The sequence below is a fragment of the Lysobacter claricitrinus genome, from assembly GCF_045866565.1.
GTDB classification, from domain to species: Bacteria; Pseudomonadota; Gammaproteobacteria; order Xanthomonadales; family Xanthomonadaceae; genus Cognatilysobacter; species Cognatilysobacter claricitrinus.
Genome location: NZ_BAAFZV010000003.1, coordinates 1 through 24,410 on the forward strand (window position 1 = coordinate 1; position 24,410 = coordinate 24,410).

General features: G+C 68.0%; 21 protein-coding genes. 15 read left to right on the forward strand and 6 right to left on the reverse strand.

Features of this window, described 5'->3' with window-relative positions:
- Nucleotides 1–604 precede the first annotated feature (604 nt).
- Nucleotides 605–997: an MAPEG family protein gene (locus tag ACKTTN_RS11735; RefSeq protein ID WP_407910082.1), complete on the reverse strand. Its 393-nt coding sequence runs from the start codon at nucleotides 995–997 to the stop codon at nucleotides 605–607.
- Between the two features lie 127 nt (nucleotides 998–1,124).
- Between ACKTTN_RS11735 and ACKTTN_RS11740 the strand changes: the two genes are divergently transcribed.
- On the forward strand, nucleotides 1,125–2,510 hold the full coding sequence (locus ACKTTN_RS11740) for a M16 family metallopeptidase (protein WP_407910083.1): 1,386 nt from the start codon (nucleotides 1,125–1,127) through the stop codon (nucleotides 2,508–2,510).
- Between the two features lie 10 nt (nucleotides 2,511–2,520).
- Nucleotides 2,521–3,936, forward strand: coding sequence for a M16 family metallopeptidase (locus ACKTTN_RS11745; RefSeq protein WP_407910084.1), 1,416 nt, complete (start codon nucleotides 2,521–2,523; stop codon nucleotides 3,934–3,936).
- Between the two features lie 665 nt (nucleotides 3,937–4,601).
- On the opposite strand, the gene ACKTTN_RS11750 is transcribed toward ACKTTN_RS11745, so the two are convergent.
- The gene (locus ACKTTN_RS11750) at nucleotides 4,602–5,276 is read right to left on the reverse strand and encodes a hypothetical protein (protein WP_407910085.1); all 675 of its coding nucleotides are present in this window, start codon (nucleotides 5,274–5,276) and stop codon (nucleotides 4,602–4,604) included.
- Between the two features lie 144 nt (nucleotides 5,277–5,420).
- Between ACKTTN_RS11750 and gpmI the strand changes: the two genes are divergently transcribed.
- The 3 genes from gpmI to ACKTTN_RS11765 all read left to right on the forward strand — a co-directional run bounded on the left by gpmI (nucleotide 5,421) and on the right by ACKTTN_RS11765 (nucleotide 9,726).
- A complete protein-coding gene (gene gpmI / locus ACKTTN_RS11755; protein WP_407910086.1) occupies nucleotides 5,421–6,956 on the forward strand; it encodes a 2,3-bisphosphoglycerate-independent phosphoglycerate mutase in 1,536 nt (511 codons plus the stop codon).
- Between the two features lie 3 nt (nucleotides 6,957–6,959).
- Nucleotides 6,960–8,222 (forward strand): murein hydrolase activator EnvC family protein, encoded by a 1,263-nt coding sequence (locus ACKTTN_RS11760; RefSeq protein WP_407910087.1) that lies wholly within the window; start codon nucleotides 6,960–6,962, stop codon nucleotides 8,220–8,222.
- Nucleotides 8,223–8,328: 106 nt separating this feature from the next.
- Entirely contained in the window at nucleotides 8,329–9,726 is a 1,398-nt protein-coding gene (locus ACKTTN_RS11765) for a S41 family peptidase (RefSeq protein WP_407910088.1), read from the forward strand.
- Nucleotides 9,727–9,729: 3 nt separating this feature from the next.
- Here ACKTTN_RS11765 and ACKTTN_RS11770 read toward each other — a convergent pair whose 3' ends face one another.
- Nucleotides 9,730–10,050, reverse strand: a complete 321-nt coding sequence (locus ACKTTN_RS11770; protein WP_407910089.1) for a DUF1820 family protein — start codon at nucleotides 10,048–10,050, stop codon at nucleotides 9,730–9,732.
- Nucleotides 10,051–10,134: 84 nt separating this feature from the next.
- Nucleotides 10,135–10,827 carry a rhomboid family intramembrane serine protease gene (locus tag ACKTTN_RS11775; RefSeq protein WP_407910090.1) on the reverse strand — a complete coding sequence of 231 codons (693 nt, stop codon included), beginning with the start codon at nucleotides 10,825–10,827 and terminating at the stop codon, nucleotides 10,135–10,137.
- A 187-nt stretch (nucleotides 10,828–11,014) separates the two neighbouring features.
- On the opposite strand from ACKTTN_RS11775, the gene ACKTTN_RS11780 reads away from it, so the two are divergent.
- Nucleotides 11,015–12,397, forward strand: coding sequence for an OmpP1/FadL family transporter (locus ACKTTN_RS11780; protein ID WP_407910091.1), 1,383 nt, complete (start codon nucleotides 11,015–11,017; stop codon nucleotides 12,395–12,397).
- 480 nt (nucleotides 12,398–12,877) lie between these two features.
- On the opposite strand, the gene putA is transcribed toward ACKTTN_RS11780, so the two are convergent.
- The gene (gene putA, locus ACKTTN_RS11785; RefSeq protein WP_407910092.1) at nucleotides 12,878–16,102 is read right to left on the reverse strand and encodes a bifunctional proline dehydrogenase/L-glutamate gamma-semialdehyde dehydrogenase PutA; all 3,225 of its coding nucleotides are present in this window, start codon (nucleotides 16,100–16,102) and stop codon (nucleotides 12,878–12,880) included.
- A 291-nt stretch (nucleotides 16,103–16,393) separates the two neighbouring features.
- Here putA and coxB point away from each other — a divergent pair, with 291 nt between their 5' ends.
- Genes coxB through ACKTTN_RS11810 form a run of 5 tightly spaced genes read left to right on the forward strand, consistent with a single transcriptional unit; the run spans nucleotide 16,394 to nucleotide 20,621 of the window.
- Nucleotides 16,394–17,347 carry a cytochrome c oxidase subunit II gene (coxB, locus tag ACKTTN_RS11790; RefSeq protein ID WP_407910093.1) on the forward strand — a complete coding sequence of 318 codons (954 nt, stop codon included), beginning with the start codon at nucleotides 16,394–16,396 and terminating at the stop codon, nucleotides 17,345–17,347.
- Nucleotides 17,348–17,374: 27 nt separating this feature from the next.
- Nucleotides 17,375–18,994 carry a cytochrome c oxidase subunit I gene (gene ctaD / locus ACKTTN_RS11795; protein WP_407910094.1) on the forward strand — a complete coding sequence of 540 codons (1,620 nt, stop codon included), beginning with the start codon at nucleotides 17,375–17,377 and terminating at the stop codon, nucleotides 18,992–18,994.
- 13 nt (nucleotides 18,995–19,007) lie between these two features.
- Nucleotides 19,008–19,142, forward strand: coding sequence for a hypothetical protein (locus ACKTTN_RS11800; RefSeq protein ID WP_407910095.1), 135 nt, complete (start codon nucleotides 19,008–19,010; stop codon nucleotides 19,140–19,142).
- Nucleotides 19,139–19,705 carry a cytochrome c oxidase assembly protein gene (locus ACKTTN_RS11805; protein ID WP_407910096.1) on the forward strand — a complete coding sequence of 189 codons (567 nt, stop codon included), beginning with the start codon at nucleotides 19,139–19,141 and terminating at the stop codon, nucleotides 19,703–19,705. The genes ACKTTN_RS11800 and ACKTTN_RS11805 overlap by 4 nt, the downstream gene beginning before the upstream one ends.
- A gap of 37 nt (nucleotides 19,706–19,742) precedes the next feature.
- Nucleotides 19,743–20,621: a cytochrome c oxidase subunit 3 gene (locus tag ACKTTN_RS11810; RefSeq protein WP_407910097.1), complete on the forward strand. Its 879-nt coding sequence runs from the start codon at nucleotides 19,743–19,745 to the stop codon at nucleotides 20,619–20,621.
- Between the two features lie 72 nt (nucleotides 20,622–20,693).
- On the opposite strand, the gene ACKTTN_RS11815 is transcribed toward ACKTTN_RS11810, so the two are convergent.
- Nucleotides 20,694–20,924 (reverse strand): twin transmembrane helix small protein, encoded by a 231-nt coding sequence (locus ACKTTN_RS11815; RefSeq protein ID WP_407910098.1) that lies wholly within the window; start codon nucleotides 20,922–20,924, stop codon nucleotides 20,694–20,696.
- Nucleotides 20,925–20,993: 69 nt separating this feature from the next.
- Here ACKTTN_RS11815 and ACKTTN_RS11820 point away from each other — a divergent pair, with 69 nt between their 5' ends.
- From ACKTTN_RS11820 to ACKTTN_RS11835, 4 genes are read left to right on the forward strand one after another with little or no spacing between them, the layout of a single operon-like run.
- On the forward strand, nucleotides 20,994–21,710 hold the full coding sequence (locus ACKTTN_RS11820) for an SURF1 family protein (RefSeq protein WP_407910099.1): 717 nt from the start codon (nucleotides 20,994–20,996) through the stop codon (nucleotides 21,708–21,710).
- Nucleotides 21,707–22,291: a hypothetical protein gene (locus ACKTTN_RS11825; RefSeq protein WP_407910100.1), complete on the forward strand. Its 585-nt coding sequence runs from the start codon at nucleotides 21,707–21,709 to the stop codon at nucleotides 22,289–22,291. The genes ACKTTN_RS11820 and ACKTTN_RS11825 overlap by 4 nt, the downstream gene beginning before the upstream one ends.
- 5 nt (nucleotides 22,292–22,296) lie before the next feature.
- Nucleotides 22,297–23,457, forward strand: a complete 1,161-nt coding sequence (locus ACKTTN_RS11830) for a COX15/CtaA family protein (protein WP_407910101.1) — start codon at nucleotides 22,297–22,299, stop codon at nucleotides 23,455–23,457.
- A complete protein-coding gene (locus tag ACKTTN_RS11835; RefSeq protein WP_407910102.1) occupies nucleotides 23,435–24,403 on the forward strand; it encodes a heme o synthase in 969 nt (322 codons plus the stop codon). The genes ACKTTN_RS11830 and ACKTTN_RS11835 overlap by 23 nt, the downstream gene beginning before the upstream one ends.
- The last annotated feature ends 7 nt before the right edge of the window (nucleotides 24,404–24,410 follow it).

Genomic DNA, 24,410 nt, shown 5'->3' on the forward strand with positions numbered 1-24,410 from the left:
GCGCCGGCGAGATAATCGGGGCGTGCGGATCGTCGCCTGAGTTACTTGAAGCGCCACAGGCCGCTGACCCGTTCGCACGCAAAGCCGGCCCCGACGCAACCGTTAGCTCCGCCGGCCGCATCCGGGCTGGCGGTCGGAGGCTTCGCACTGGGCGTGGCCCACGCCGCCGCCATGGCCGCTTCGCTGAGACGCCACGGCCGCGCAGCGAGCGGGCCTTCAACTCCGCCGGAAAAAGCTATCGAACCGCCCTGCGGCCAGGGCGTCGGGGGTGCCGACCGCCTCGGCCAGCGGTTCTTGAGAGCGCCGCGCTTGTCCACGACGTCGCGCCGTTTTGGCGCGACCTTTTGTCATGGCACTTTCCGGTTGGGACGAAGGCCATCGGGGCGCAGCGGAAGGAGCTGGAGGGTTTTCCGTGCCGAGGGCTGCCACAACGTCAAGTTGCCCAAATGCCTCGCCAATCGCGTAGCGCGTGCGACCGGTGGGTAGAACCAGCAGCCACGACGAACACCGCCACCGCCCGAAATGCCTTAGGCCGCGAACCGCAACCAGTCGCCGCCCTGCTACTCCCCAGCGTCGGTCTGCATCCGGATGCACACCATGACGACTACGCGGCGATCGCTGCCTGCCCCAGCAACGCGAAGACGCACAGGATGCCGGCGGCCCAGCTCAGGCTGCGTGCCCGTGGCAGCCCGGCGATGTAGAACGCGCCGTGCAGTACGCGGGCGACGATGAAGATGATCGCGAGCAGGGACACGCGGTCGTCCGCGACGCCGGCAAGGTGCGCGAGGATCACGCCCGCCGCGAACGCCGGGAACGCCTCGAACGCATTCATCTGTGCGCCGTTCGCGCGTTGGACGCGCGGGTCGGTCTGGCGGGCCAGCCAGACGCGCGGTTCGCGGTTGTCGTAACGCTCCCCGCGGGACTTGGCGATCACGGTCCACAGGTACGGCAGTGCGGCGGCGATCAGCACGCACCAGTAAGCGATCGAGATCGGCATGACGGTCCCCAAGGAGTGGTCGCGCGAGCCTACCCGAGCATGCCGCACGGCCGCCATGACTTCCGGCGGCCGGAATCACCCGAATTTCCCGTTACCCTGCCCGCTTCCAACCGGAAGGGGAATTCCGATGCGACGTCGTCTACTGCCCGCGCTCCTCGGCGGGCTGCTCATCACCGCGTCCGCGCACGCCGCGACGCCCGATCGCTGGCAGGTGCCGGTGGCCGTCAAGAAACTCGACAACGGCCTGACCGTCGTCGTCTCCGAGGACCACAGCTCGCCGACGGTGGGCGTGTCGATGGTCTACCACGTCGGCATGCGCCTGGAGCCGAAGAACCGCACGGGCTTCGCGCACCTGTTCGAGCACCTGATGTTCGAAGGCACGCCGAATGCGAAGGAAGGCGTGTTCGACAAGGTGATCACCGGTGGCGGCGGTCGCAACAACGGTTCGACGCGTCCGGATTTCACCAACTACATCGAGATGGCGCCCGTGTCCGCGCTCGAGCCGATCATGTGGCTCGAAGCCGATCGCATGAAGACGCTCGACTTCAATCCGGTCACGCTGAAGAACCAGCAGGACGTGGTGAAGGAAGAGATCCGCGTCAACGTGAAGAACCAGCCGTATGGCGGCTTCATGTGGATCGACATCGGGCAGCAGGCCTTCAACAAGTGGGAAAACAACCACGACGGCTACGGCAGCTTCAAGGATCTTGAGGGCGCGAGCCTCGATGACGTGTCGAGCTTCCATCGCGACTTCTACGGCCCGAACAACGCGGTGCTTGGCATTTCGGGCGACGTGACGCCGGATCAGGCATTCGCGCTCGCACAGAAATACTTTGGCGGCATTCCCGCGCGAACGACGCCGAAGCGTCCCGACGTCAAGGAAGGCCTGAATACCGCGGAAAAGCGCATCCAGCAGACCGACGCGCTTGCGCAGGTTCCGGCCGTGGCAGCGGCGTGGAAGATGCCGGAGCGTGGCAGCAAGGATCAGGCGGCGATGGCGGTGCTCGGCGACGTGCTCGCCGGCGGCGATGCGTCGCGCTTCTACCAGGGCCTGGTGAAAGGCCGGCAGCTCGCGATCAACGTCGACTCGCTGTACGGCCTGACCAGCCCGTGGGAATACGACGGCCCGACGCTGTTCACCGCGTTCGCGCTGTACAAGCCGACCACGTCCGCCGATGCGGTGCTGGCGGCGATGGACGAAGAGATCGCGAAGGTCGCGAAGGACGGCGTGAGCGACGCCGAACTCAAGCGCGTCAAGACCAAGATGCTGGCTGACTGGTACAACGGCCTCGAGTCGTTCATCAACCGCGCCGACACCGTCGCCAAGCTGCAGACGCTGTGGGGCGACGCGAACGTGGTCAACAAGATCCCGGCGTGGATCGAGGGCGTGACCAGCGCCGACCTGCAGCGCGTGGCGAAGACGTATCTCGCGCGCACCAACCGCACCGTCATCGACCGCGTTCCGACCGCGATGGCGAAGGCCGCGCCGGCCGCACCGGCCGCCGGCAAGTAAGGAGACGACGATGAAGACGATTTCCCTGCTCGCCGCTGCCGTGTCGCTGGCGATCGCGGGTGCCGCGGTTGCGGGACCCAAGGCCGTGCTGCCGACCGACCTGCCGCCGTACGCGCCGGACCGCCCGCTGCCCGTCCCGGCCATCCAGAAGACCACGCTGTCGAATGGACTCGAGGTGTGGATCGTTCCGCGCTCGGGCCTGCCGCGCGTCGATGCGGTGCTCGCGGTGCGCGGCGCCGGCCTCGCTGCTGACGACGCACAACATCCCGGCTTCGCCACCACGCTGGCCGGCCTGCTCAACGAAGGCACGGCGAAGCACGATTCGAAGTCGATCGCCGAACTCGCGCAGGGCCTTGGCGGCGGTGTCGGCGCCGGCGCGACCAACGACGGCGTGATGGTGTCGGCGAATGCGCTGGCGTCGCATACCGGCGAAATGCTCGCGCTGCTAGGCGAAGTCGCGCGCACGCCGACGTTCCCCGACAACGAAGTGAAGCTCGCGCAGGCGAATGCACTGCAGAGCCTGAAGGCATCCGAAGCGCAGCCCGGCTTCAAGGCCGAGCGCGCGCTCGCGGAAGCCGTGTATGGCGACCACCCGTATGCGCATACGCAGCCGACCGAAGCGTCGATCATGTCGGTGACGCCGCAACTGCTGCGCGATGCGTACGCGCAGCGCTTTCGTCCGGATCGCGCCCTGCTCGTCGTCACCGGCCCGGTCAATCGCGACGACGTCATGCGCGCGGTCAATGCGGCGTTCGGCGACTGGAAGTCGACCGGTAACGCGCTCGCCGACACGCCGCCCGCGCCACGCACGACCGCACCGAAGTACGTACTCGTACAGCGCGACGGCAGCGTGCAGTCGGCCATCCGCCTCGGCCGCCCGGGCATCGCCGCGACCGACGCGGACTATGTCCCGCTGCAGCTCGCGGGCACCGTTCTGGGTGGCGGCTTCAGCTCGCGCCTCATGCAGAACCTGCGCGAGGACAAGGGCTACACCTACGGCGCGCGTGGCGGTTCCAGCGCGCTCCGCGAAGGCGGCCGCATCAGCGCATCGGCCGACGTACGCAACGAGGTGACCGGTGCATCGCTCAAGGAGTTCATGGCCGAGTTCAAGCGCATGGGCGACGAACCCGTTCCCGCGCAGGAACTCGAGGACACCAAGCGCTACGTCGCCGGCGGCTACCTGCTGAGCAACCAGATGCAGGCCGCCGTCGCCGGCACGCTGGCCAGCAACTGGCTGGTCGGCCTGCCTGCGGAATTCCTGGGCGAATACGTGCCGAAGATCCGCGCCGTCGACGCCGCCCAGGTGCAGGCAATGAGCCGCAAATACTTCGACCCGAAGGACCAGTCGATCGTGGTGGTCGGCGATCCCAAGGCCGTCGCGGAGCAGCTCAAGCCGTACGGCAACTTCGAAGTCCGCGCCAAGTAAGCGACATCGCAATCGAGAAAAAGCCGCCGAAAGGCGGCTTTTTCTTTGCGCGCGGGAACAGCACACCGGCACGCACTTCAACGTTCGCTGGAGAAGTGAATCGACCGATCTGTTTCGGCAGCAACCGACGTGCGATGGCCGCTACGTTTGAGCCGCCAGCACGCGAACAACCCGCACGCCCTCGGCGATCACACCAGCTGAGAACCACGTCAGTCGCGCACACGCGCGTCAGTCCGCGAACGAAAGCGCGCGTGAACGTCCGCAAAGGGCGATTCAACAAAAGCCGCAATCGGCAGCGGCAGTCGTCAGACCCGAAGGGCGGCGGCCATGGATGGCCGCCGTCCGCACCCGAGCCAGGATGGCGAGTGTGCGGATCGCGGCGCGCTCACACGACCGCGCGCTGTAGATCTGATCGGGGAAGGTGCTTTCTTTTGGTTATCTTTTCTTTGCACCAGCAAAGAAAAGTAACTCGGGCGCGTTAGCGCACGAAACGCCTTTGCTTCCCGCAACTCGCAGCGACGCCCAACGCCCAACGAGCAACGAGCAATAACGCCCGATCCGAAGCGTAAGAAACCCCACGCGCGCAGTCAGCGCCCGTCACCGCAGCACCCTAAAAAACGAAGCCGCCCAGAGGCGGCCCCGTCACGACGAGAACAACGTGAAGCTTACGGCGCAGCCGGCGGCGTCGCCCCACTGAAGCGGATCGCCGTGGCTCCCGTCACCGGCCCGATCTTCGCGCTGTCGTGCACATACAGCGTGACCGGACGCTCGAACACCAGCGCGCCGTCCACCTGCGCATTCGGCCCGATGACGATGCGCGGATCGCGCTTGTGGAAGCTGATCATCTGCATGTGCGGCTTCTCGACGGTGATGCCGCCGTGCACGTGGCTGCCGACGCCGACCGTGACGTCGCCGTTCACCGTGCGGATGCCGCGCGACAGGTCCGTGCCCACCAGCCCGATCGCACCATTCACCGTTTCGATGCCACCGGAAATGGTGCTGCCCGTATCGACGAAGATGCCGCCATTGACCGTGGTGACGTCGCCAGCGATGCGCAGGCGCGAACCGACGTGGATGCCGCCGTTGACGGTGGTGAGCTCGCCCACCTGCGCGCCGTCGCCGACGCGGATGCCGCCATTCACGGTCTCGGCGGAGCCGGTCTGCACGTTGGCGTCGATCTCGATGCCACCGTTGACGGTCTCGAGGCTGCCATAGGCGCGGCCGGCTTCGGCGTGGATGCTGCCGTTCACCTTGTCGATGCTGGTGCGGTCTTCGGCGGCGGCGTTGGCCGCCAGCGCGAGGCCGAGGGCGAGCGGCAGGATCATCAAGCGGGTACGCATGGCGTTTCCTCGTGGTCTGTACGGCATTCGATGCGGCAGGCGGCGCGAAGGTTTAAGCGCCGTGCGGCGGGGCGTTGATCATGCGCCGCTACAATCGCGCTTCCGCACCCGCCGGGCACCTGCCCGAAGTCACAGGTCCCCGCCGTGTCGAACGCTCCCGCCGTGAAGCCCGTTGTCCTCCTCATCCTCGACGGCTGGGGCCACCGCGACGATCCCACCGACAACGCGCTGGCGCAGGCGTCGCTGCCGAACTGGGACGCGCTGGTGCGCGACTGCCCCAACACGCTGATCCATACCGAAGGCCGCCATGTCGGCCTGCCGGACGGGCAGATGGGCAATTCCGAGGTCGGCCACATGAACCTCGGCGCCGGCCGCATCGTCTACCAGGACCTGACGCGCGTTGACGCGGCGATCGAGGACGGCACGTTCTTTGACAACGCCGAACTGCGCGCGGCCTGCGAAAGTGCGAAGGCCGCGAACGCGACCCTGCACGTGATGGGCCTGCTCTCGCCCGGCGGCGTGCACAGCCACGAGCGGCACATCGTCGCGATGCTGGAGATGGCGCATCGCCTCGGCGTCGCGAAGGTTGCCGTGCATGCGTTCCTCGACGGTCGCGACACGCCGCCGCAGTCGGCGGAACCGAGCCTACGTGCGTTGCAGGAGGTCTGCGACAAGCTCGGCAATGCGCGCATCGCGACCGTTGGCGGCCGCTATTTCGCGATGGACCGCGACAAGCGCTGGGATCGCGTGCAGCGCGCCTGGGACGCGATGGTCGACGCACGCGCGGCGCACGGCGCGACCGATGCGCAGGCCGCGCTCGAGGCCGCGTACGCGCGCGGCGAGAACGACGAGTTCGTCGCGCCGACCGTGCTCGACGGTTACACGGGCATGCACGACGGCGACGCCATCGTCTTCATGAACTTCCGCGCCGATCGCGCGCGCCAGCTCACCGCCGCGTTCGTGCTGCCCACGTTCGATGGCTTCGATGCGCGCCGTCCGCGGCTGTCGCGTTTCGTCTGCCTCACCGAATACGACGCGAAGCTTCCGGCGCCGGTCGCGTTCGGCCCGGATGATCTTCGCAACACGTTGGGCGAAGTCCTCGCCGACCACGGGCTCAAGCAACTGCGCATCGCCGAGACCGAGAAGTACGCGCACGTCACCTTCTTCTTCAGCGGCGGCCGCGAGGACGAATACGCCGGTGAAACGCGCATCCTCGTGCCCAGCCCGAAGGTGGCGACGTACGACCTGCAGCCGGAAATGAGCTGCCCCGAAGTCACCGACAGGCTCTGCGCGGCGATCCGTTCGGGCGCCATCGACGTCGCCATCTGCAACATCGCCAATCCCGACATGGTCGGCCACACCGGCATCATCAGCGCGGCGATCAAGGCGGCCGAAGCGGTCGACGTCGCGATCGGCGCGATCCGCGCGGCGGTCGCCGACATGCACGGCGCGCTGCTGGTCACCGCAGACCACGGCAACCTGGAAATGATGCGCGACGCGTCGACGGGCCAGCCGCATACCGCACATACGGTCGGGCCGGTGCCGTTCGTGTACTGCGGGCCGCGCGCAGCCGCGTTGCGGTCCGGCGGTGCATTGCGCGACGTCGCGCCGACCATTCTCGATCTGCTGGGCGTCGACGTGCCGGTCGAAATGACCGGCACGAGCCTGCTGAAGGGCTGACGCATGCGCCTGCGCGCCGCGTTGTTCGCAGTGATGCTGCTGCTGCCGCCGACGATGGCTGGCGCGGCGCAGGACACGCGCGGCACGGAGAAGAAACTGCAGGCGATCAAGCGCGAATTGCAGGGCGTCGCGCAGGAGCGTCGGCAGATCGAGACGCAGCGCGGCAGTGCGAGCCAGCAGTTGCGACAGGCCGACGAACAGGTCGGGCGCAGCGGCGTGCAGCTGCAGACCACGCAGTCGCGCATCGAAGACGAGAAGGCGCGGCTCGCGCAGCTGCGCACGCAGCAGGCGCAACTGCGCACCACGCTGGGCGGCGCGCGCGAGGAACTGGCGACGCTGCTGCGTGCGGCGGATCGACAGGGACCTGCGGGCCCGCTGAAGTCATTGCTCGCGCGCGATCGCGTCGAGGATGCGCAGCGCCTGCTCACCTATCACGCGTATCTGGAGAAGGCGCGCGCGCAGCGCATCCGTGAGCTCACCGCGCAGCTCGCCGAGCTCGATCGCGTCGAAGCCGAGATCGCGCAGCGCACGGGCGAGCTCACCGCGGCGCAGCAGGCGCAGGCCGATCAGCTGAAGAAGCTGGAACACGATCGCGCAGAGCGTGCGGCGCTCGTTGCGCAGCTCGACGCCAAGTACAAGGACCGCGCGGCGCGGGAGCAGGCGCTGGGTCGCGACGCGAAGGCGCTGGAATCACTGCTCGAAAAACTGCGCATCGCCGCGGCGAAAGCGCGTGCCGAACAGAAGCGTCTCGCCGAACAGCGTGCGCGCGAAGCCGCGGCCGCCGATGCCGCGGCCGCGAAAGCCGCGCAGGCGAAGGGTTTGCCGCCGCCGCCCAAACGCGTCGTGCGCCCGCCGGTGCAGGTCGCCAGCGCGCCGTCGCCGCAGGTGGGTGGCCTCGGTTGGCCGCTGTCGGGCGCGTTGCTCGCGGGTTACGGCGGCACGATGCCGGACGGCCGACGCAGCGACGGCCTGCTGATCGCGGCCAACGCGGGCGCGCCGGTGCGCGCGGTCGCCGACGGCACCGTCGTCTATTCCGAATGGATGACCGGCTACGGCCAGTTGCTGATCATCGACCACGGCAACGGCTACATGAGCCTGTATGCGCACAACGACGCGCTGCTCAAGCAGACCGGCGCCAGCGTGCATCGCGGCGACAGCGTGGCCACCGTCGGTACGTCGGGCGGGCAGGGCCGGCCGTCGCTGTATTTCGAGCTGCGCCGCAACGGCCAGCCCGTCGACCCCGGCACGTGGCTGCGTCGTCGTTGATCGCGGCGCGAAGCTCGTCTCGACGCCGCTTTCCGAGCGGCCGGTTAACGTGCTGAACTCGATGCTTCTTCGACGGTCCCACCGTCGCCCCCGTTCCGGAGCCGCCATGCGCCGCCTGCTCGCCCTCGCTCTTCTCGCCGCGCTGCCCGTGGCCGCGCAACAGGCGCCCGCGCCCGCCGCCCCGCCGAAGGAAACGCCGGCCACGCCTGCGCCCGCAGCGGACCCCAAGGCACCGGCCAGCACGCCGGCCGCGCCCGCTGCGAAGGCTGCGGCCGCGGCAAAGGTCGACGAAGACGCGAACAAGGTGCCGCTCGACGAGATCCGCCGCTTCGTCACCGTCTACAACGCGGTGAAGCAGGCCTACGTCGAGCCGGTCACCGACGACAAGCTGATGAAGGCCGCGATCCACGGCCTGCTGCTCGACCTCGATCCGCACAGCACGTATTTCGACAAGACCGACGCCGAGGATTTCGACGAGAACGCGCGCGGCGCCTACGAAGGCATCGGCGTCGAACTGCAGCGCCAGAAGGACGGCACGCTGAAAGTCGTTTCGGCGATCGACGACACGCCCGCGGCGAAAGCCGGACTGAAGTCGGGCGACATCATCGTTGCGATGGACGGCAAGCCGTTCGGCCCCGACCAGGGCGATACCTCCGCGCCGTTGCGCGGCGCCGCGGGCAGCAAGGTGGTGCTCACCGTGGTGCGCAAGGGCGCGAAGAAGCCGCTGCAGCTCACCGTGGTGCGCGACACCATCCACATCACCTCGGTGCGCAGCCGCCTGCTCGAGCCGGGGTTCGGCTACGTGCGCGTCGCCGCGTTCCAGACCGAGACCGCCGCCGACTTCGAGAAGGCGCTCGACAAGCTCAAGGCGAACGGCAAGTTGCGCGGCCTGGTCATGGACCTGCGCAGCAATCCCGGCGGCCTGTTGACCAGCGCGGTGCAGATCGCCGACGACCTGCTCGACAAGGGCGGCATCGTCAGCACGCGCGGTCGCATCTCGATCAGCGACGCGCAGTTCTCGGCGACGCCGGGCGATCGCCTCGACGGCGCGCCGCTGGTGGTGCTGGTCGACGGCGGCTCGGCGAGCGCGTCGGAAGTGCTCGCCGGCGCATTGAAGGACAACGGCCGCGCCCGCATCGTCGGCAGCCGCACCTTCGGCAAGGGCTCGGTGCAGACGGTGCTTCCGCTGGACAACGGCGATTCGGTGAAGCTCACCACCGCGCGTTACTTCACGCCGAGCGGCAAGTCGATCCAGGCGCTGGGCATCGTGCCGGACGTGCCGTACACCTCGCCGCGCGCACCCGATGACACCCGTCTGCTCCTGTCGGAAGCGAGCCTGCCCGGCCATCTGGCCGGCGATGCCGACGACAACGAAGACGCGGGCGACGTGCTCGACGGCGACGGCTACGTGCAGCAGGCGCTGGTCGAACTCAAGCGCATGGCGGGCGTTGCGGTCGCGCCTGCAGCCAGCAAGCCGGCCACGCCCGCGCCGAAAAAGAAGTAAGCGTCAGCGCGGCTTGCCCGGCATCGGAAACGGCGTCACCACCCGCTCGCCGGTGGTGGCGTCGCGGATCGCCGACTGCGCCTTGCGCTCGACTTCCTCGATGCGCACGATCGAATGCATCGGCAGGTGCAGCACGCGCGTGTTGCCGAACTCGTCGCGCAGGCGTTCCTCGGTGGGATCGACGACCACGCCTTCGTTGACGTCGAACACCAGCTCGCCGACTTCCGTGAAGCCCCAGATCGCACCGCTGGCGACGTGGCGGGCGTACAGCTCGTACACCTTGCCGGCGTTGAGGAAGGTCACCTTGTAGAGCGGCTTGGACATGTCGGCGTCGTTCGGCGGAGTCGCATCGAAGTGGGGCGTGGGCCGCCGTGATTCAACAGGATGCGCCGCATCGGGTCGGCATCGTCAGAACCGCGGTTCGCGCTTCATCCGCCGTTTGATCGCCTTGCGCGAGATCACCGCGAACGCGCCGCCGAAAGCGAAGCCCGCCAGGTGCGCCGACCACGCCACCGCGCCGAACGCCGGCCCGACGAAGGTGTACACCAGCTGCAGGCCCGCCCACAGGCCGATCAGCACTGCCGCCGGCATCCGCACGAACTGCAGGAACAGGCCCAGCGGCACGACCAGGCCGAGGCGCGCGGTCGGGAACAGCGCCAGATAGGCACCGATCAGCGCCGATACCGCGCCGCTGGCGCCGATGATCAGGCGGTCGGGCGTGCCGATCGCGAGCACGGCGGCGAGGTTGGCCACCGCGCCGCCGGCGAGGAACAGCGTCAGGAACCGCCACGGCCCCATCGCGCGCTCGGCGGCGACGCCGAAGATCAGCAGGAACAGCAGGTTGCCGACGACGTGCGCCCAGTCCGCATGCAGGAACAGCGCGGTCACGAGGCGGGCGAGGTGGCCGTCGGCGACCGACGCCTTCAGCTCCGGCCACGAGCGCAGGTCGCCCGACAACGCACCCCACTGCATCACCAGCTGCTGGCGTTCGGCCTCGGGCAGCAGCGTGGTGGCGACGAAGCATCCCCACAGCGCCACGAACAGCGTGGGCATGGCCCACGGCAGCGGCGGTTTCTCACGGGGAGGAATGGCGACGAACACGGGTCGGGGGAGGCTCCGGTCGGGCCCGCGCATCATGCGGCACGGCCGCCCTCCGCGCCCAGACGCCGCCGGACGGCCTATTGTTATGCGAGGGTTAAAGGCTATATTCGGCCCCGCATGGTCGCCGTGAGCCGGCCAGCCAGAAGCCGGCCCGACCGGCAGCAGAACATTTCCTTCGGAGAGAGACATGCAGAACGGCTTCATGCGCTTCACGGCGCTCGCGCTCGGCGTTGCCGGCGCGCTGGCAGTGGGCAACGCCCACGCCTCCGGCTTCCAGATCCGCGAGAACAGCGTCAAGAACCTCGGCCGCGCCAACTCGGGCACGACGGTTGCCAAGGACGACGCGTCCGTGGTCTCCAACAACCCGGCCGCGATGGTCAACTTCAGCCAGGCCGCCGTCCGCGTCGACCTGACCGACATCGACCTCGATGCCGAATTCACCGGCGGCGGCAAGACCGCACTGCCGACCCCGCCGGCCGCTCCGCTCAGCGGTGGCAACGGCGGCGACCCGGGTGACCCGACCATCGTTCCGGCCCTCGCCGCGGTGTTCCCGCTGTCGGGCGCGCTGGACAAGGTCGTCGTTGGCGTCAGCGTCGACGCGCCGTTCGGCCTCAAGACCGAATATGACCCGAACTGGGTGGGCCGCTACAACGCCATCAAGTCCGACGTGAAGACGGTCGACCTCAACCTCTCGGCCGCCGTGGCGATCACCGACCGTTTCTCGATCGGCTTCGGCGCGATCGTGCAGCGCGCGGACGTGACCCTGTCGAACGCGATCGACGCCGGTACGGCGATCTGCTCGCAGTCGGTGCCGGGCAATGCCGCGGCCAGCGTCGCCAACTGCCTCAACCCGGCCTATCCGTTCCGCCCGCAGGCGAACGACGGCACGGTCGAGGTCACGGGTGACGACACCGGCTTCGGCTGGCGCGTGGGCCTGCAGTGGCGCCCGACCGATGCGCTGAGCATCGGCGTCGCCCACCGTTCCGAAATCGACCACGACCTGCAGGGCAAGGCCGACTTCACCATGCCGGCCGCCGTTGCGGCGTCCCCGGCCGGCCCGCTGTTCCGCGACGGCGACATCAGCGCCCCGCTGACCACGCCCAGCACGACGACCGTGTCGGTCGAGTACGACTTCAACGACGACTTCCGCATGATGGCCGACTACCAGGCCACCGACTGGCATTCGCTCAAGTCCGTGCAGATCTTCCGCTCCGGTGGCGGCGTGCTCGGCAACGAGCCGTTCCAGTGGAAGGACACGAACTTCTACTCGCTCGGCGGCGAGTGGGACATGAGCCCGTCGTGGACGTTCCGCGCCGGTATCGCGCTGGACGAGTCGCCGACCAACGACACCTACCGCACCCCGCGCCTGCCGGATGCGGACCGCAAGATCTTCACCCTCGGCGCGACGTGGAACGTCAACGAGTCCCTCAGCGTCGATGCGGCGTACATGCGCATCAACGTCGACGACCCGACCATCAACGGCGCGACCTCGTCCAGCGGCTCGAAGCTGACCGGTGTCTTCAACGCGCATGCCGACCTGTTCGGCGTGGCGGCTCAGTACAAGTTCTAATTCGCTGCACGTGCGTTGCAAGAAAGCCCCGCTTCGGCGGGGCTTTTTCTTTGGCTCGACGAGGTTGGGGCGAGGGCGTTTCGTACGCTGACGCGCAGGGTTATCTGTCCTTCTTGGTGCAAAGAAAAGATAACGAAACGAAAGTGCCTTCACCGATCGGATCTACAGCCGGCGACGTGATCGTTTGTCGCGATCCGCACACTCGCGTTCCTGACTCGGATGCGGACGGCGACATCCCTGTGCGCCGCTCTTCGGTTTCCGCGATTCACAGGACTGTCGGGCCGTTCGATCTGCCTGCGTCACCATCGCGTGCATTTCGCGGCGACGCGACCAACGGCCGAGGGGTCGGCCTGTTCGACAACCAGTGCCGACGCAAGTCGCGTGACTCCCCCTGTCAGTGGCGCAATCGCTCTACGTCGGCAGCCACCGCCAAAAAAAAGCCCCGCGTTCGCGGGGCTTTTTTCGTCGCGTTGCGTGCGATCAGTCGCCCAGCGTCAGCAGCGATGCGTTGCCGCCCGCAGCCGTCGTGTTGACGGTGATGGTCTTCTCGGTCGTGAAACGCGGCAGGTAGTGCGGGCCGCCGGCCTTCGGGCCGGTGCCCGACAGGTTCTGGCCACCGAACGGCTGCACGCCGACCACCGCGCCGATCTGGTTGCGGTTGACGTAGCAGTTGCCGACCTTGATGCGCGACGAAATCTTCTCGATCGTCGCATCGATGCGCGAATGCACGCCGAGCGTCAGGCCATAACCCGTCGCGTTGATCGCATCGATCACCGCGTCGAGCTGGTCGGCCTTCCAGCGGATCACGTGCAGCACCGGGCCGAACACTTCGCGATGCAGCTGGTCGAGTGCGCGCAACTCGTAGGCGCGCGGCGCGAAGAAGCTGCCGTGCACGGTGGCATCCCCCATCGAGACTTCCGCGATCTTCGTCGCTTCGCGATCCATGCGTGCGGCGTGATCCGCGAGCAGCTTCAATGCGTCGTCATCGATCACCGGGCCGACGTCGGTCGACAGCAGCCCCGGGTCACCGACGACGAGCTCGGCCATCGCGCCGGCGAGCATCTTCGTCACCTTGTCGGCGATGTCGTCCTGCACGAACAGGACGCGCGCGGCGGAGCAGCGCTGGCCGGCGGAAGTGAACGCGGAACCGATCGCATCCTTCACCACCTGTTCGGGCAGCGACGACGAATCGGCGATCAGTGCGTTCTGGCCGCCGGTCTCGGCGATGAGGATGCCGATGGACGAGTTCTCGCGTGCGGCGAGCGCGCGGTTGATCGCGCGCGCAGTGTCCGTGGAGCCGGTGAACGCGACGCCGGCGATGCGGTCGTCACGCGTGAGTGCGGCGCCGACGGTCGCGCCGTCGCCCGGCAGGAACTGCAGCACGGCTTCCGGCACGCCGGCTTCGTGCAGCAGCTTCACCGCGGCGTAGCCGATCAGGTTGGTCTGCTCGGCGGGCTTGGCGATCACGCAGTTGCCCGCGGCGAGTGCGGCGCACACCTGGCCCATGAAGATCGCGAGCGGGAAATTCCACGGCGAGATGCACACGAACGTGCCGCGGCCGGACAGCTGCAGCGTGTTCGATTCGCCCGTCGGCCCCGGTAGCGCTTCCGGCTTGAACATCGTGCGCGCCTGTTCGGCGTAGTAGCGCAGGAAGTCGACCGCCTCGCGCACTTCAGCGATGCCGTCCGGAATCGTCTTGCCCGCTTCCTTCGTGCACATCGCGATGTAGGCGGGCATGCGCGCTTCCAGCAGGTTGGCGGCGTGCTCGAGGATCGCGGCGCGGCTTGCGGCCGGCGTGGTGTTCCATGCATCGTGCGCAGCGGCCGCGTTGGCGAGTGCGCGCTCGACCAGCGCGGCATCGGCGGCGATCCAGTGGCCGACGACGTCGCGACGATCCGACGGATTCGTCACCGCGATGCGTTCGCCCGACGCCTTCGCACCCGCCACGAGCGGCTCCGCGAACCACGGCTGCGCGGCCGCGGCATTGACCTGGTCGGCGAGCGCGCGCAGCGCGTCGTCGTTGGCGAGATTCACGCCCATCGAATTGCTCCTGGAAATGCCGAAGCTGCGGTACAGATCGACCGGCAGCGGAATGCGGGGATGCGGGATCGATTCGAACTGCGACACGATCTCGATCGGATCGCGGATCAGTTCATCGACCGGCACCGACTCATCGGTGATGCGATTGACGAAGCTCGAGTTCGCGCCGTTCTCGAGCAGGCGACGCACGAGGTACGGCAGCAGATCCTCGTGCGAGCCGACCGGTGCGTAGACGCGGCACGGCACGTTGAGGCGGTCCGCCGGAATCACTTCGGCGTAGAGGTCGTCGCCCATGCCGTGCAGCTTCTGGAACTCGAACGCGCGCCCGGCCGCCATGCGATGCACGTGCGCGATGGTCTGCGCGTTGTGCGTCGCGAACATCGGATAGATCGCGTCCGACGAATCCAGCATCTTTCGCGCGTTGGCGAGATAGCTGATATCGGTATTCGGCTTGCGCGTGAACACCGGGTAGCCCGGCATGCCGTCGACCTGCGCGCGCTTGACCTCGGCGTCCCAGTACGCGCCCTTGACCAGGCGCACCGGGATACGACGGCCGGTGCGCCGCGCGAGGTCGGCGATGAAGTCGATGACTTCCGGGCAGCGCTCGGAATACGCCTGGATCGCGAGTCCGAAGCCTTCCCAGTTCGCGAGCGACGCGTCCGCATACGCACCGGCGATGACGTCGAGTGACAGTTCGAGGCGGTCGGCTTCCTCCGCGTCGACGGTGAAGCCGATCGCGTACGACTTCGCGAGTTGCGCGAGTTCGAGCACACGCGGCGTCAGTTCGGCATGCACACGCGCACGCTTGGCCTGCTCGTAACGCGGATGCAGCGCCGACAGCTTCACCGAGATCGACGGCGCGCCGAATACCGCGGTGGCGTTGGACGGATCGACAGTGCCTTCGCCCGCCGAATGCTTGCCGATGGCATGGATCGCCATGCGGTAGGCGTCGAGGTAACGATCGGCGTCGGCCTGCGTAAGCGCGGCTTCGCCGAGCATGTCGAACGAATAGCGGTAGGCCGCGTTGTCGCCCTTGCGCGAACGCGCGAGTGCTTCGTCGATGGTCCGGCCCATCACGAACTGGTGGCCCATGATGCGCATCGCCTGGCGCACTGCGAGGCGGATCACCGGTTCGCCGACGCGGCCGACCAGGCGCTTGAAGGCGCCGTGCACGTCGCGCTTGGTCTCGTCGGCGAGGTCGACGAGGTGGCCGGTCAGCATCAGGCCCCAAGTCGATGCGTTGACCAGCACCGACGGCGACTGGCCCATGTGGCGCTTCCAGTCGGCGTCGCCGAGCTTGTCGCGGATCAGCTTGTCGGCGGTCTCAGCGTCCGGGATGCGCAGCAGCGCCTCGGCCACGCACATCAGCAGCACGCCTTCCTCGCTGCCGAGGTCGTACTGGCGCATGAAGGCTTCGATCGCGCCCTGGTCGTGGGCGCGGCGCCGGACCCGGGTGACCAGGTCGGCGGCGGTGGCCTTCACGGCGGCGCGGTCGGCCTCGGGCAGGCGCGCCTGCTCGAGCAGGCGGCGCACGTGGGCGGCCTCGTCGCGCACCCAGCCGGCGGTGATGGCGGCGCGCGGGCCGGGCGGCGGGACGGGCAGCTCCGGCGCGATCAGGACGTGCACCGGTGGGGTGCCGGGCGCGGCGGGGGAAGGAGTCGACATCGGGTCCCAACAACTGCGACGGAAGCCGCGTAGTCTAGCGATCACGCCCGCGGCGGTCGCGCTGAACGCCCCGCGGATGCGGCTTTCGCGACCGTTTTTGCTTGCCGGGCCCCCCGTGCGGGGCTAACATTTCGCGGTTTCCGTAACCCTCTGGCTCCGGCCAGTCGGCGGCCCTCCCGGTCCGTCAGCGGCTTCCCCTTCCTTCCGTCGATCGCGCGGCGCGCGACGCAGGACGGCAGCCGGCGGAAAAATCCGAATTCACGCCAATTTGCTGATCTGGGGCTCGATCTGATGAAAGCCGGTCGTATCAAGCAGGGGGCTGCGGGCCTGATCGCCCTCGCCCTGCCGGTCCTCGCCTTTGCGCAGGAGGCCCAGCCGGACCCGTCCGGACCCCACCCGTGGCAGCTGAACATGCGCTACGGCGTCACCCAGATCTCGCGCAACGCGTACGACGCGCACATGCTCGCGCTGTGGATCTGCGTGGCGATCGGCATCCTCGTGTTCGGCGCGATGGCCGTGGCGATGTTCCGTTTCCGCAAGTCCAAGGGTGCGGTGGCGGACGTCGACTTCACCCACAGCACCAAGCTCGAGATCCTCTGGACGGTCATCCCGATCGTGATCCTCGTGGCGATGGCGTTCCCGGCCACGCACAAGCTGATCAACATGTACGACGTCCGCCAGTCCGAGATGACCATCAAGGTCACCGGCTACCAGTGGATGTGGAAGTACGACTACCTCGGCCAGGGCGTGTCGATGACCAGCCGCCTCAAGCGCGAGAGCGACGCACTGCGCCAGAGCGGCAAGGTGCCGACGCTTGCGAGCAACCCGAACTACCTGCTCGAGGTCGACAACGAACTGGTCGTGCCGGTCGGCACCAAGATCCGCTTCGTGGTGACCGCCGATGACGTGATCCACGCGTGGTGGGTGCCGTCGCTGGGCTGGAAGCAGGACGCCATCCCGGGCGAGATCAACGAAGCCTGGGCGAAGGTCGACCAGCCGGGCGTCTACCGCGGCCAGTGCGCCGAGCTCTGCGGCAAGGACCACGGCTTCATGCCGATCGTCGTGCGCGCCGTGCCCAAGGCCGAGTTCCAGCAGTGGGTCGCGGCGCACCAGCCGCAGCCGGCCGCCGCGCCTGCTGCTCCGGCGCCCGCGGCGCCGGCCGAGGCGCAGCCCGCCGCCGACTCGCAGCCGGCCACCGCCGCCGCCCCGAACACCGACGCCACGACCGCCCCGGTCGCCGGCTGATCGCACCGATTCCGCAGAGGTAGTCCCATGGCTGTCACGCATCCCGCCGCCGACCATCACACCGACGAGCACGGCCACCAGCAGGGCTTCATCGAGCGCTGGTTCTTCTCGACGAACCACAAGGACATCGGCACGCTCTACCTGGTGTTCTCGTTCCTGATGTTCATCGTCGGCGCGGGCCTGTCGGTGCTGATCCGCGCCGAGCTGATGAAGCCGGGCCTGCAGTACTTCGATCCCATGCTGTTCAACTCGTTCACCACCATGCACGCGCTGGTGATGATCTTCGGCGGGGTGATGCCGGCCTTCGTCGGCCTCGGCAACTGGATGATCCCGCTGCAGGTCGGCGCGCCGGACATGGCGCTGCCGCGCATGAACAACTGGTCCTTCTGGATCCTGCCGTTCGCGTTCTCGCTGCTGCTGATGACGTTCTTCCTGCCCGGCGGCGCGCCCGCCGGCGGCTGGACGCTGTATCCGCCGCTGTCGCTGCAGGGCGGCTACAACGTGGCGTTCGCGATCTTCGCGATCCACCTGATGGGCATCAGCTCGATCATGGGCGCGATCAACATCATCGCGACCATCCTCAACATGCGCGCGCCGGGCATCGACCTGCTGAAGATGCCGATCTTCTGCTGGACGTGGCTGATCACCGCATTCCTGCTGATCGCCGTGATGCCGGTGCTCGCCGGCGCGGTGACGATGCTGCTCACCGACAAGTACTTCCACACCAGCTTCTTCAACGTGGCCGGTGGCGGTGACCCGGTGATGTTCCAGCACATCTTCTGGTTCTTCGGTCACCCCGAGGTCTACATCATGATCCTGCCGGCGTTCGGCGTCGTGTCGGAGATCATCCCGACCTTCAGCCGCAAGCCGCTGTTCGGCTACCAGGCCATGGTGTACGCGACCGCGTCGATCGCGTTCCTCTCGTTCATCGTGTGGGCGCACCACATGTTCACCGTCGGCATGCCGCTCGGTGGCGAGATCTACTTCATGTTCGCGACGATGCTCATCGCGATCCCGACCGGCGTGAAGGTGTTCAACTGGGTCACCACGATGTGGCGCGGCTCGCTGAGCTTCGAAGCGCCGATGAAGTGGGCGCTCGCGTTCGTCATCCTGTTCACCATCGGCGGCTTCTCGGGGCTGATGCTCGCGATCGTGCCGGCGGACTTCCAGTACCACGACACCTACTTCGTGGTCGCGCACTTCCACTACGTGCTGGTGACCGGCGCGCTGTTCTCGATCATCGCGGCGACCTACTACTGGTGGCCGAAGTGGACCGGCAAGATGTACAGCCAGGCGCTCGCGGGCTTCCACTTCTGGTGGTCGATCGTGTTCGTGAACCTGCTGTTCTTCCCGCAGCACTTCCTGGGCCTCGCCGGCATGCCGCGCCGCATCCCCGACTACAACGTCGTGTTCGCCGACTGGAACATGGTCAGCTCGATCGGCGCGTTCGGCATGTTCCTCACGCCGTTCATCATGCTGTTCGTGCTGTGGCATTCGAAGAAGTACGGCGAGCCGGCGACGGCGCGCGTGTGGGAAGGCGCGAAGGGCCTGGAGTGGACCGTGCCGAGCCCGGCGCCGCACCACACCTTCACCGTGCCGCCGGTGATCCGCGACGGCGACCTCGCCCACGGCGACATCACGCACTGATCCCGTCGACCGCATGACCGTCCCGAACGCTCCGCGTACACCCGACGACGTCCGCACCCAGCGGGCGCGTCGTACGGCGCTGTGGTTCGGGCTGTTCGCGGTCGCGGTGTTCATCGGCTTCATCGCATTCACCGCATTGACCCGATGAGCACCGACGCGCGCAACGCGGGCTGGGGCAAGCTGGTGGCGGTGTCGCTGCTGGCCTTCGGCTTCACCTTCAGCCTGGTGCCGCTCTATCGCATCGCCTGCGAGAAGGTGTTCGGCATCAAGCTTGCGCAGGGGCCGCAGCGCGAAGGCGGCGCGGGCGCGGTGGGTTCGCGTTGGGTGACGGTCGAGTTCGACGGCAACGTCAACTCCAAGCTCGACTGGCAGTTCCATCCCGATCGCATGTCGATGCGCGTGCAGGTCGGCAAGCCGTACGAAACCACCTACTTCGCCAGGAACGATGCGCGTCGCGCGATCGTCGGCAGCGCCGCGCCGTCGGTGGCGCCGTCGCGTGCGTCGAAGTATTTCGTCAAGACCGAATGCTTCTGCTTCACCGCGCAGACGCTCGCCGCCGGCGAGTCGCGCGAGATGCCGGTGCGCTTCATCGTCGATCCGGCATTGCCGCCGGATATCTCGACGCTCACGTTGTCCTATACCTTCTTCCGCAACGATACGCTGACCGCACGCCTCGGGCCGACGCCCGCCGGTGTCGGTGCGGCACCGTGACGGCGGAACCTTGAATCACGACCTACGGAACGCCGACATGGCCCACGCCCATCCCACCGATCGCAACGTGTATTTCGTGCCGCACAGCAGCCGCTGGCCGTTCCTCGGCTCGATCGCGCTGTTCGTCACGATGATCGGCTTCGCCAGCTGGCTCAACGAAGTCTCCTGGGGGCGCCCGGTGTTCTTCGTCGGCGTGTTGATGGTGCTGGCCGTGCTCTTCATGTGGTTCGGCGACGTCATCCGTGAATCGATCGCCGGCAGCTACAACCGCCAGGTGGACGTGTCGTTCCGCATGGGCATGGTGTGGTTCATTTTCTCGGAAGTGATGTTCTTCGCCGCGTTCTTCGGCGCGCTGTTCTACACCCGACAGTATTCGGTGCCGTGGTGGGGCGGCGAAGGCGACGGCGCGGCAACGCATGCGCTGCTGTGGCAGAACTTCAGCGCCGGCTGGCCGAACAACGGCCCGGGCGCGATCGGTGGCGAGTTCCGCACGATCCCGGCGTGGGGCCTGCCGCTGGTGAACACGCTGATCCTGCTGACGTCGGGCAGCACCGTGACCGCCGCGCACCACGCCCTCAAGGCCGGCCATCGCAAGGGCCTGCTGGTGTGGCTCGGACTGACCGTGCTGCTGGGCTGCACGTTCCTCTACTTCCAGGCCACCGAGTACGCCGAGGCCTACAAGGAACTGAACCTGACGCTGGGTTCGGGCATCTACGGCTCGACGTTCTTCATGCTGACCGGTTTCCACGGCCTGCACGTGACGCTCGGCACGATCATGCTGGCGATCATCTGGCTGCGCTGCGCCAAGGGCCACTTCGATCGCGACAACCACTTCGCGTTCGAAGCGGTGGCCTGGTACTGGCACTTCGTCGACGTGGTGTGGCTGGGCCTGTTCCTGTTCGTCTACGTGCTCTAAGCACCGCGACGCAGGAAGCGACGACGGGCCGGCACTCGCCGGCCCGTTGCGTCTGGGCCGTGTGTTGCGCGGTCAGCGGGGCGGGTTAGAGCCGACGCCGTGGAGGTCGATCCAGCCCATCCACGCGGCGAACGCGACGCCGAGGAACAGCACCACCGACAGCACGATGCGACGGGTCAGCGCATTGACCGTGCGCTTGCTGCCGCCCTTGTCGACCAGCATGTAGTACAGGCCCGCGCCGAGGTTCCAGATGATCGCGATCAGGAACGCAATGACGATCAGCGTTTTCAGCGAATGGCTCACGCGCGACTCCTGCGGGGTTGGGGCGACGATGCGTCGCCGCGCATTATCGCGCCCGGGCATCGGACTGTCGTGAGCCGGCGCGGAACGCTGCTGCTCGGCTGGACGCTCGCGCTGCTCACCGCGGCCGGGTTCGCGCGGCTGGGCATCTGGCAGGGCCAGCGTGCGGTCGAGAAGGAACGGCTGCTCGCCGACGTGTCGCGCGTGCTCGCCGATCGCCGCGCGCAACCGTTGTCGGCCGCGAGCGACGCCGCGCGCGCCACCTCATACGCATGGGCCGAAGGCACCGGGCGCTTCCTCGACATCGCGCCGTTGATGCTCGACAACCAGCAGCGCGACGGCCGCGTCGGTGTGCACGCCTATGCCGCGTTCCAGCCCGACGCCGGCACGCCGCTGCTCGTCGACCTCGGCTGGCTTGCGCTTGGCGGCGATCGCGCGCTGCCGAAGGTCGCGCTGCCACCCGGCACGCAGACGGTCCGTGGCCTGCTCGTACCGCCGCCATCCGCCGGCCTGCGCATCGGGGCCCCGATGGCGAAGCAGGGCGATGCCTGGCTGGTGCTGCGCCTTGAACCCGCGGTCGTCGCCAAAGAACTGCGCCTCCCCGCGCTCGCGCCGCGCGTGTTGCGTCTCGACCCCGCGCTGCCGATCGGCTATCCGCGCGACCTCGAGCTGCTCGTCAACACCCTTCCGCCCGAACGCCATCGCGGCTATGCCGTGCAGTGGTTCGGGCTTGCGATCGCCGTGCTGGCGACCGCGCTCATCCTCACGTTCCGCCGGAGTCGCCGATGACCGCCGATGCACCCTCCGAGGCGCAACGCCGCCGCAATCGCCTCACGCTGCTGGTGATCCTCGTGCTGTTCTTCGGCTCGATGGCGATCGCCGGCCTGCTGCGCTTCGCCGACATCCATCCGGCGGCGACCAAGCAGAAGGGCGAGTTGCTCGATCCCTACACCGACCTGCGCGATGCACGCCTGCACGATGTCGACGGCCGCGCCTACGCGTGGACGCCGATCAACCGCACGTGGCGCATCGTCGTGCCCGCGCCGGCCGAATGCGGTGACGCCTGCCGTCGACGCGCGCACGATGTCGGGATCGTCTGGGAAGTGCTGAACAAGGATGCGTCGCGCGTCGACATCCTGTGGTGGTGCGCGGATGCACGCTGTGCGTGGCCGCAGGGCCTGCCGGCGCCGAGCACGCTCCATGTGCTCGCCGGCGACCCCGCGCGTGCGAAGCTGCCGCGGGTGGACGCCACCGGCGGCCTGCCGGTATACGTCGTCGATCCGAACGGCTTCGTCGTGCTGCGCTACGCGCCCGATGCCGACCTCGCGGGACTGCGCGAGGACCTCAACCGCCTGCTGAAGCTGCAATGACATCCATGGGCTCGATCCCGCGATCCGATTCGGTTCGTCCGACGTACCGCCACTTCCATCGCATCGCGTGGCTGGCGACGACGCTCGCGTTGTGCGTCATCGTGTTCGGCGCGTTTGTGCGGCTGTCGAACGCCGGCCTGAGTTGCCCCGACTGGCCGACGTGTTATGGCCGCGCTTCGTGGCCAACGCAGGCGAGCGACGTCGCGCAGCACGCGGCCAACGCGATCCGCGTGGCCGACCCGACCAAGGCCTGGCGCGAACAGCTGCATCGGCACCTTGCCGCAACGCTGGGCGGGCTGGTGTTTGTACTCGCGCTGCTGGCGGCGCGCCGTCGTCGACACGGCATCGCGCAGGTGCTCGCCGCGGGCGTGCTGGTCGGCATCTCGATCCCGCTGTACATGCACGCGCAGTACGGCGTGGCGGCGACGCTGGCGATCGCCGGTGAACTCATCCTTCTCGCCGCGGCGATCCGCTGGGACAACAGCGACCTGTCGCGCGTCGCGGCGCTGGCGCTGATGACGATCGTGTTCCAGGCCTTGCTCGGGATGTGGACGGTCACCTGGCTGCTGAAACCGCTCGTGGTGATGGGGCATCTGCTCGGCGGCCTGACCACGTTCGCGTTATTGCTGTGGATGGCGTGGCGCGCGACCGATCTTCCGATCCGGCTCGCCGAGGCGCGCGTGCTGTGCCGTCTGGTCGCGATCGGCCTCGTGCTGCTCGGCGTCCAGATCGCGCTGGGCGGCTGGGTGAGTTCGAACTACGCGGCGCTTGCATGCGGCAACGATTTCCCGAAGTGCGTGGGCCAGTGGCTGCCGCCCGCGGACTTCCACCAGGGGTTCGTGCTGTGGCGCGGCGTCGGCGTCGACTACGAAGGTGGCGTGCTCGACGGCGCGTCGCGCATCGCGATCCAGCTCGCGCACCGGATCATGGCGGGTGTGGTGTTCGTCTACCTGCTCGGCCTCGCGCTGCGCCTGCTGCGCACGCCGGGCATGCGCGGCTGGGGGGCGCTGCTGGCCTTGCTCACGCTCGCGCAGGTCGCGCTTGGCATCGCCAACGTCAAGTTCGGCTTGCCGTTGCATGTCGCGGTGTCGCACAACGCCGGCGCGGTGCTGTTGCTGGCGACGCTGGTGACGTTGTTCGCGCGTGTTCGCGCGCCGAGGGTGTGAGCCGGATGCACGCGAGAAGCCGCCGATGACCGCGACGCTGCGCCAGTACTGGACGCTCACCAAGCCGCGCGTGGTGGCGCTGATCGTGTTCACCGCGCTGGTGGGCATGTTCCTCGCCGTTCCCGGCCTGCCGCCGTTGCGCGAGTCGGTGCTCGGCTTCCTCGGCATCTGGCTTGCCGCGTCGTCCGCCGCGGCGATCAACCAGCTGCTCGACTCGCGCATCGACGCCAAGATGGCGCGCACGTCGTGGCGCCCCATCGTCGTCGGCCAGATCACCCATGCGCGCGCGCTGATGTTCGCGCTTGCACTGGCCGCGTTGTCGATGGTGTTGCTCGTCGTGTTCGTCAACACGGTGACGGCGCTGCTGACATTCGCGTCGCTGATCGGTTACGCGGTGATCTATACCGTGTTCCTCAAGCGCGCCACGCCGCAGAACATCGTGATCGGCGGCATCGCGGGCGCGGCGCCACCGCTGCTCGGCTGGGCTGCGGTGACGGGCATGCGCGGCGAATGGGACTGGGCGCACGCGCTGCTGCTCGTGCTGATCATCTTCGTATGGACGCCGCCACACTTCTGGGCGCTCGCGATCTTCCGCCGCGACGACTATGCGCGCGCGCTGGTGCCGATGTTGCCGGTCACGCACGGCGTCGAATACACGCGTTGGCAGATCCTCATCTACACGGTGCTGCTGGTCGCGGTAACGGTGCTGCCGTGGGCCGCAGGCATGAGCGGGCTGTTCTACCTCGGCGGCGCGCTGGTGCTCGGCGTCGTGTTCCTGATGCACGCCTGGCGCCTGCTCGACCCGCCGGACGAGCTGTACGCGATGAAGGTCTTCAACTACTCCATCGTCTACCTGATGGCGCTGTTCGCGTTCCTGCTGGTCGACCACTGGCTGTTGCCGTGGCTGGAACCGGTGTCGCCAGTGGTGTTCCGGCAGGTCAGCTGATCGGCTC

Bases quoted from the DNA above. Each gene is read 5' to 3' on its own strand.
- ACKTTN_RS11735 (WP_407910082.1), bottom strand. From the start codon at position 997: ATGCCGATCTCGATCGCTTACTGGTGCGTGCTGATCGCCGCCGCACTG.
- ACKTTN_RS11740 (WP_407910083.1), top strand. From the start codon at position 1,125: ATGCGACGTCGTCTACTGCCCGCGCTCCTCGGCGGGCTGCTCATCACC.
- ACKTTN_RS11745 (WP_407910084.1), top strand. From the start codon at position 2,521: ATGAAGACGATTTCCCTGCTCGCCGCTGCCGTGTCGCTGGCGATCGCG.
- ACKTTN_RS11750 (WP_407910085.1), bottom strand. From the start codon at position 5,276: ATGCGTACCCGCTTGATGATCCTGCCGCTCGCCCTCGGCCTCGCGCTG.
- ACKTTN_RS11760 (WP_407910087.1), top strand. From the start codon at position 6,960: ATGCGCCTGCGCGCCGCGTTGTTCGCAGTGATGCTGCTGCTGCCGCCG.
- ACKTTN_RS11765 (WP_407910088.1), top strand. From the start codon at position 8,329: ATGCGCCGCCTGCTCGCCCTCGCTCTTCTCGCCGCGCTGCCCGTGGCC.
- ACKTTN_RS11770 (WP_407910089.1), bottom strand. From the start codon at position 10,050: ATGTCCAAGCCGCTCTACAAGGTGACCTTCCTCAACGCCGGCAAGGTG.
- ACKTTN_RS11780 (WP_407910091.1), top strand. From the start codon at position 11,015: ATGCAGAACGGCTTCATGCGCTTCACGGCGCTCGCGCTCGGCGTTGCC.
- putA (WP_407910092.1), bottom strand. From the start codon at position 16,102: ATGTCGACTCCTTCCCCCGCCGCGCCCGGCACCCCACCGGTGCACGTC.
- coxB (WP_407910093.1), top strand. From the start codon at position 16,394: ATGAAAGCCGGTCGTATCAAGCAGGGGGCTGCGGGCCTGATCGCCCTC.
- ctaD (WP_407910094.1), top strand. From the start codon at position 17,375: ATGGCTGTCACGCATCCCGCCGCCGACCATCACACCGACGAGCACGGC.
- ACKTTN_RS11800 (WP_407910095.1), top strand. From the start codon at position 19,008: ATGACCGTCCCGAACGCTCCGCGTACACCCGACGACGTCCGCACCCAG.
- ACKTTN_RS11805 (WP_407910096.1), top strand. From the start codon at position 19,139: ATGAGCACCGACGCGCGCAACGCGGGCTGGGGCAAGCTGGTGGCGGTG.
- ACKTTN_RS11810 (WP_407910097.1), top strand. From the start codon at position 19,743: ATGGCCCACGCCCATCCCACCGATCGCAACGTGTATTTCGTGCCGCAC.
- ACKTTN_RS11825 (WP_407910100.1), top strand. From the start codon at position 21,707: ATGACCGCCGATGCACCCTCCGAGGCGCAACGCCGCCGCAATCGCCTC.
- ACKTTN_RS11830 (WP_407910101.1), top strand. From the start codon at position 22,297: ATGGGCTCGATCCCGCGATCCGATTCGGTTCGTCCGACGTACCGCCAC.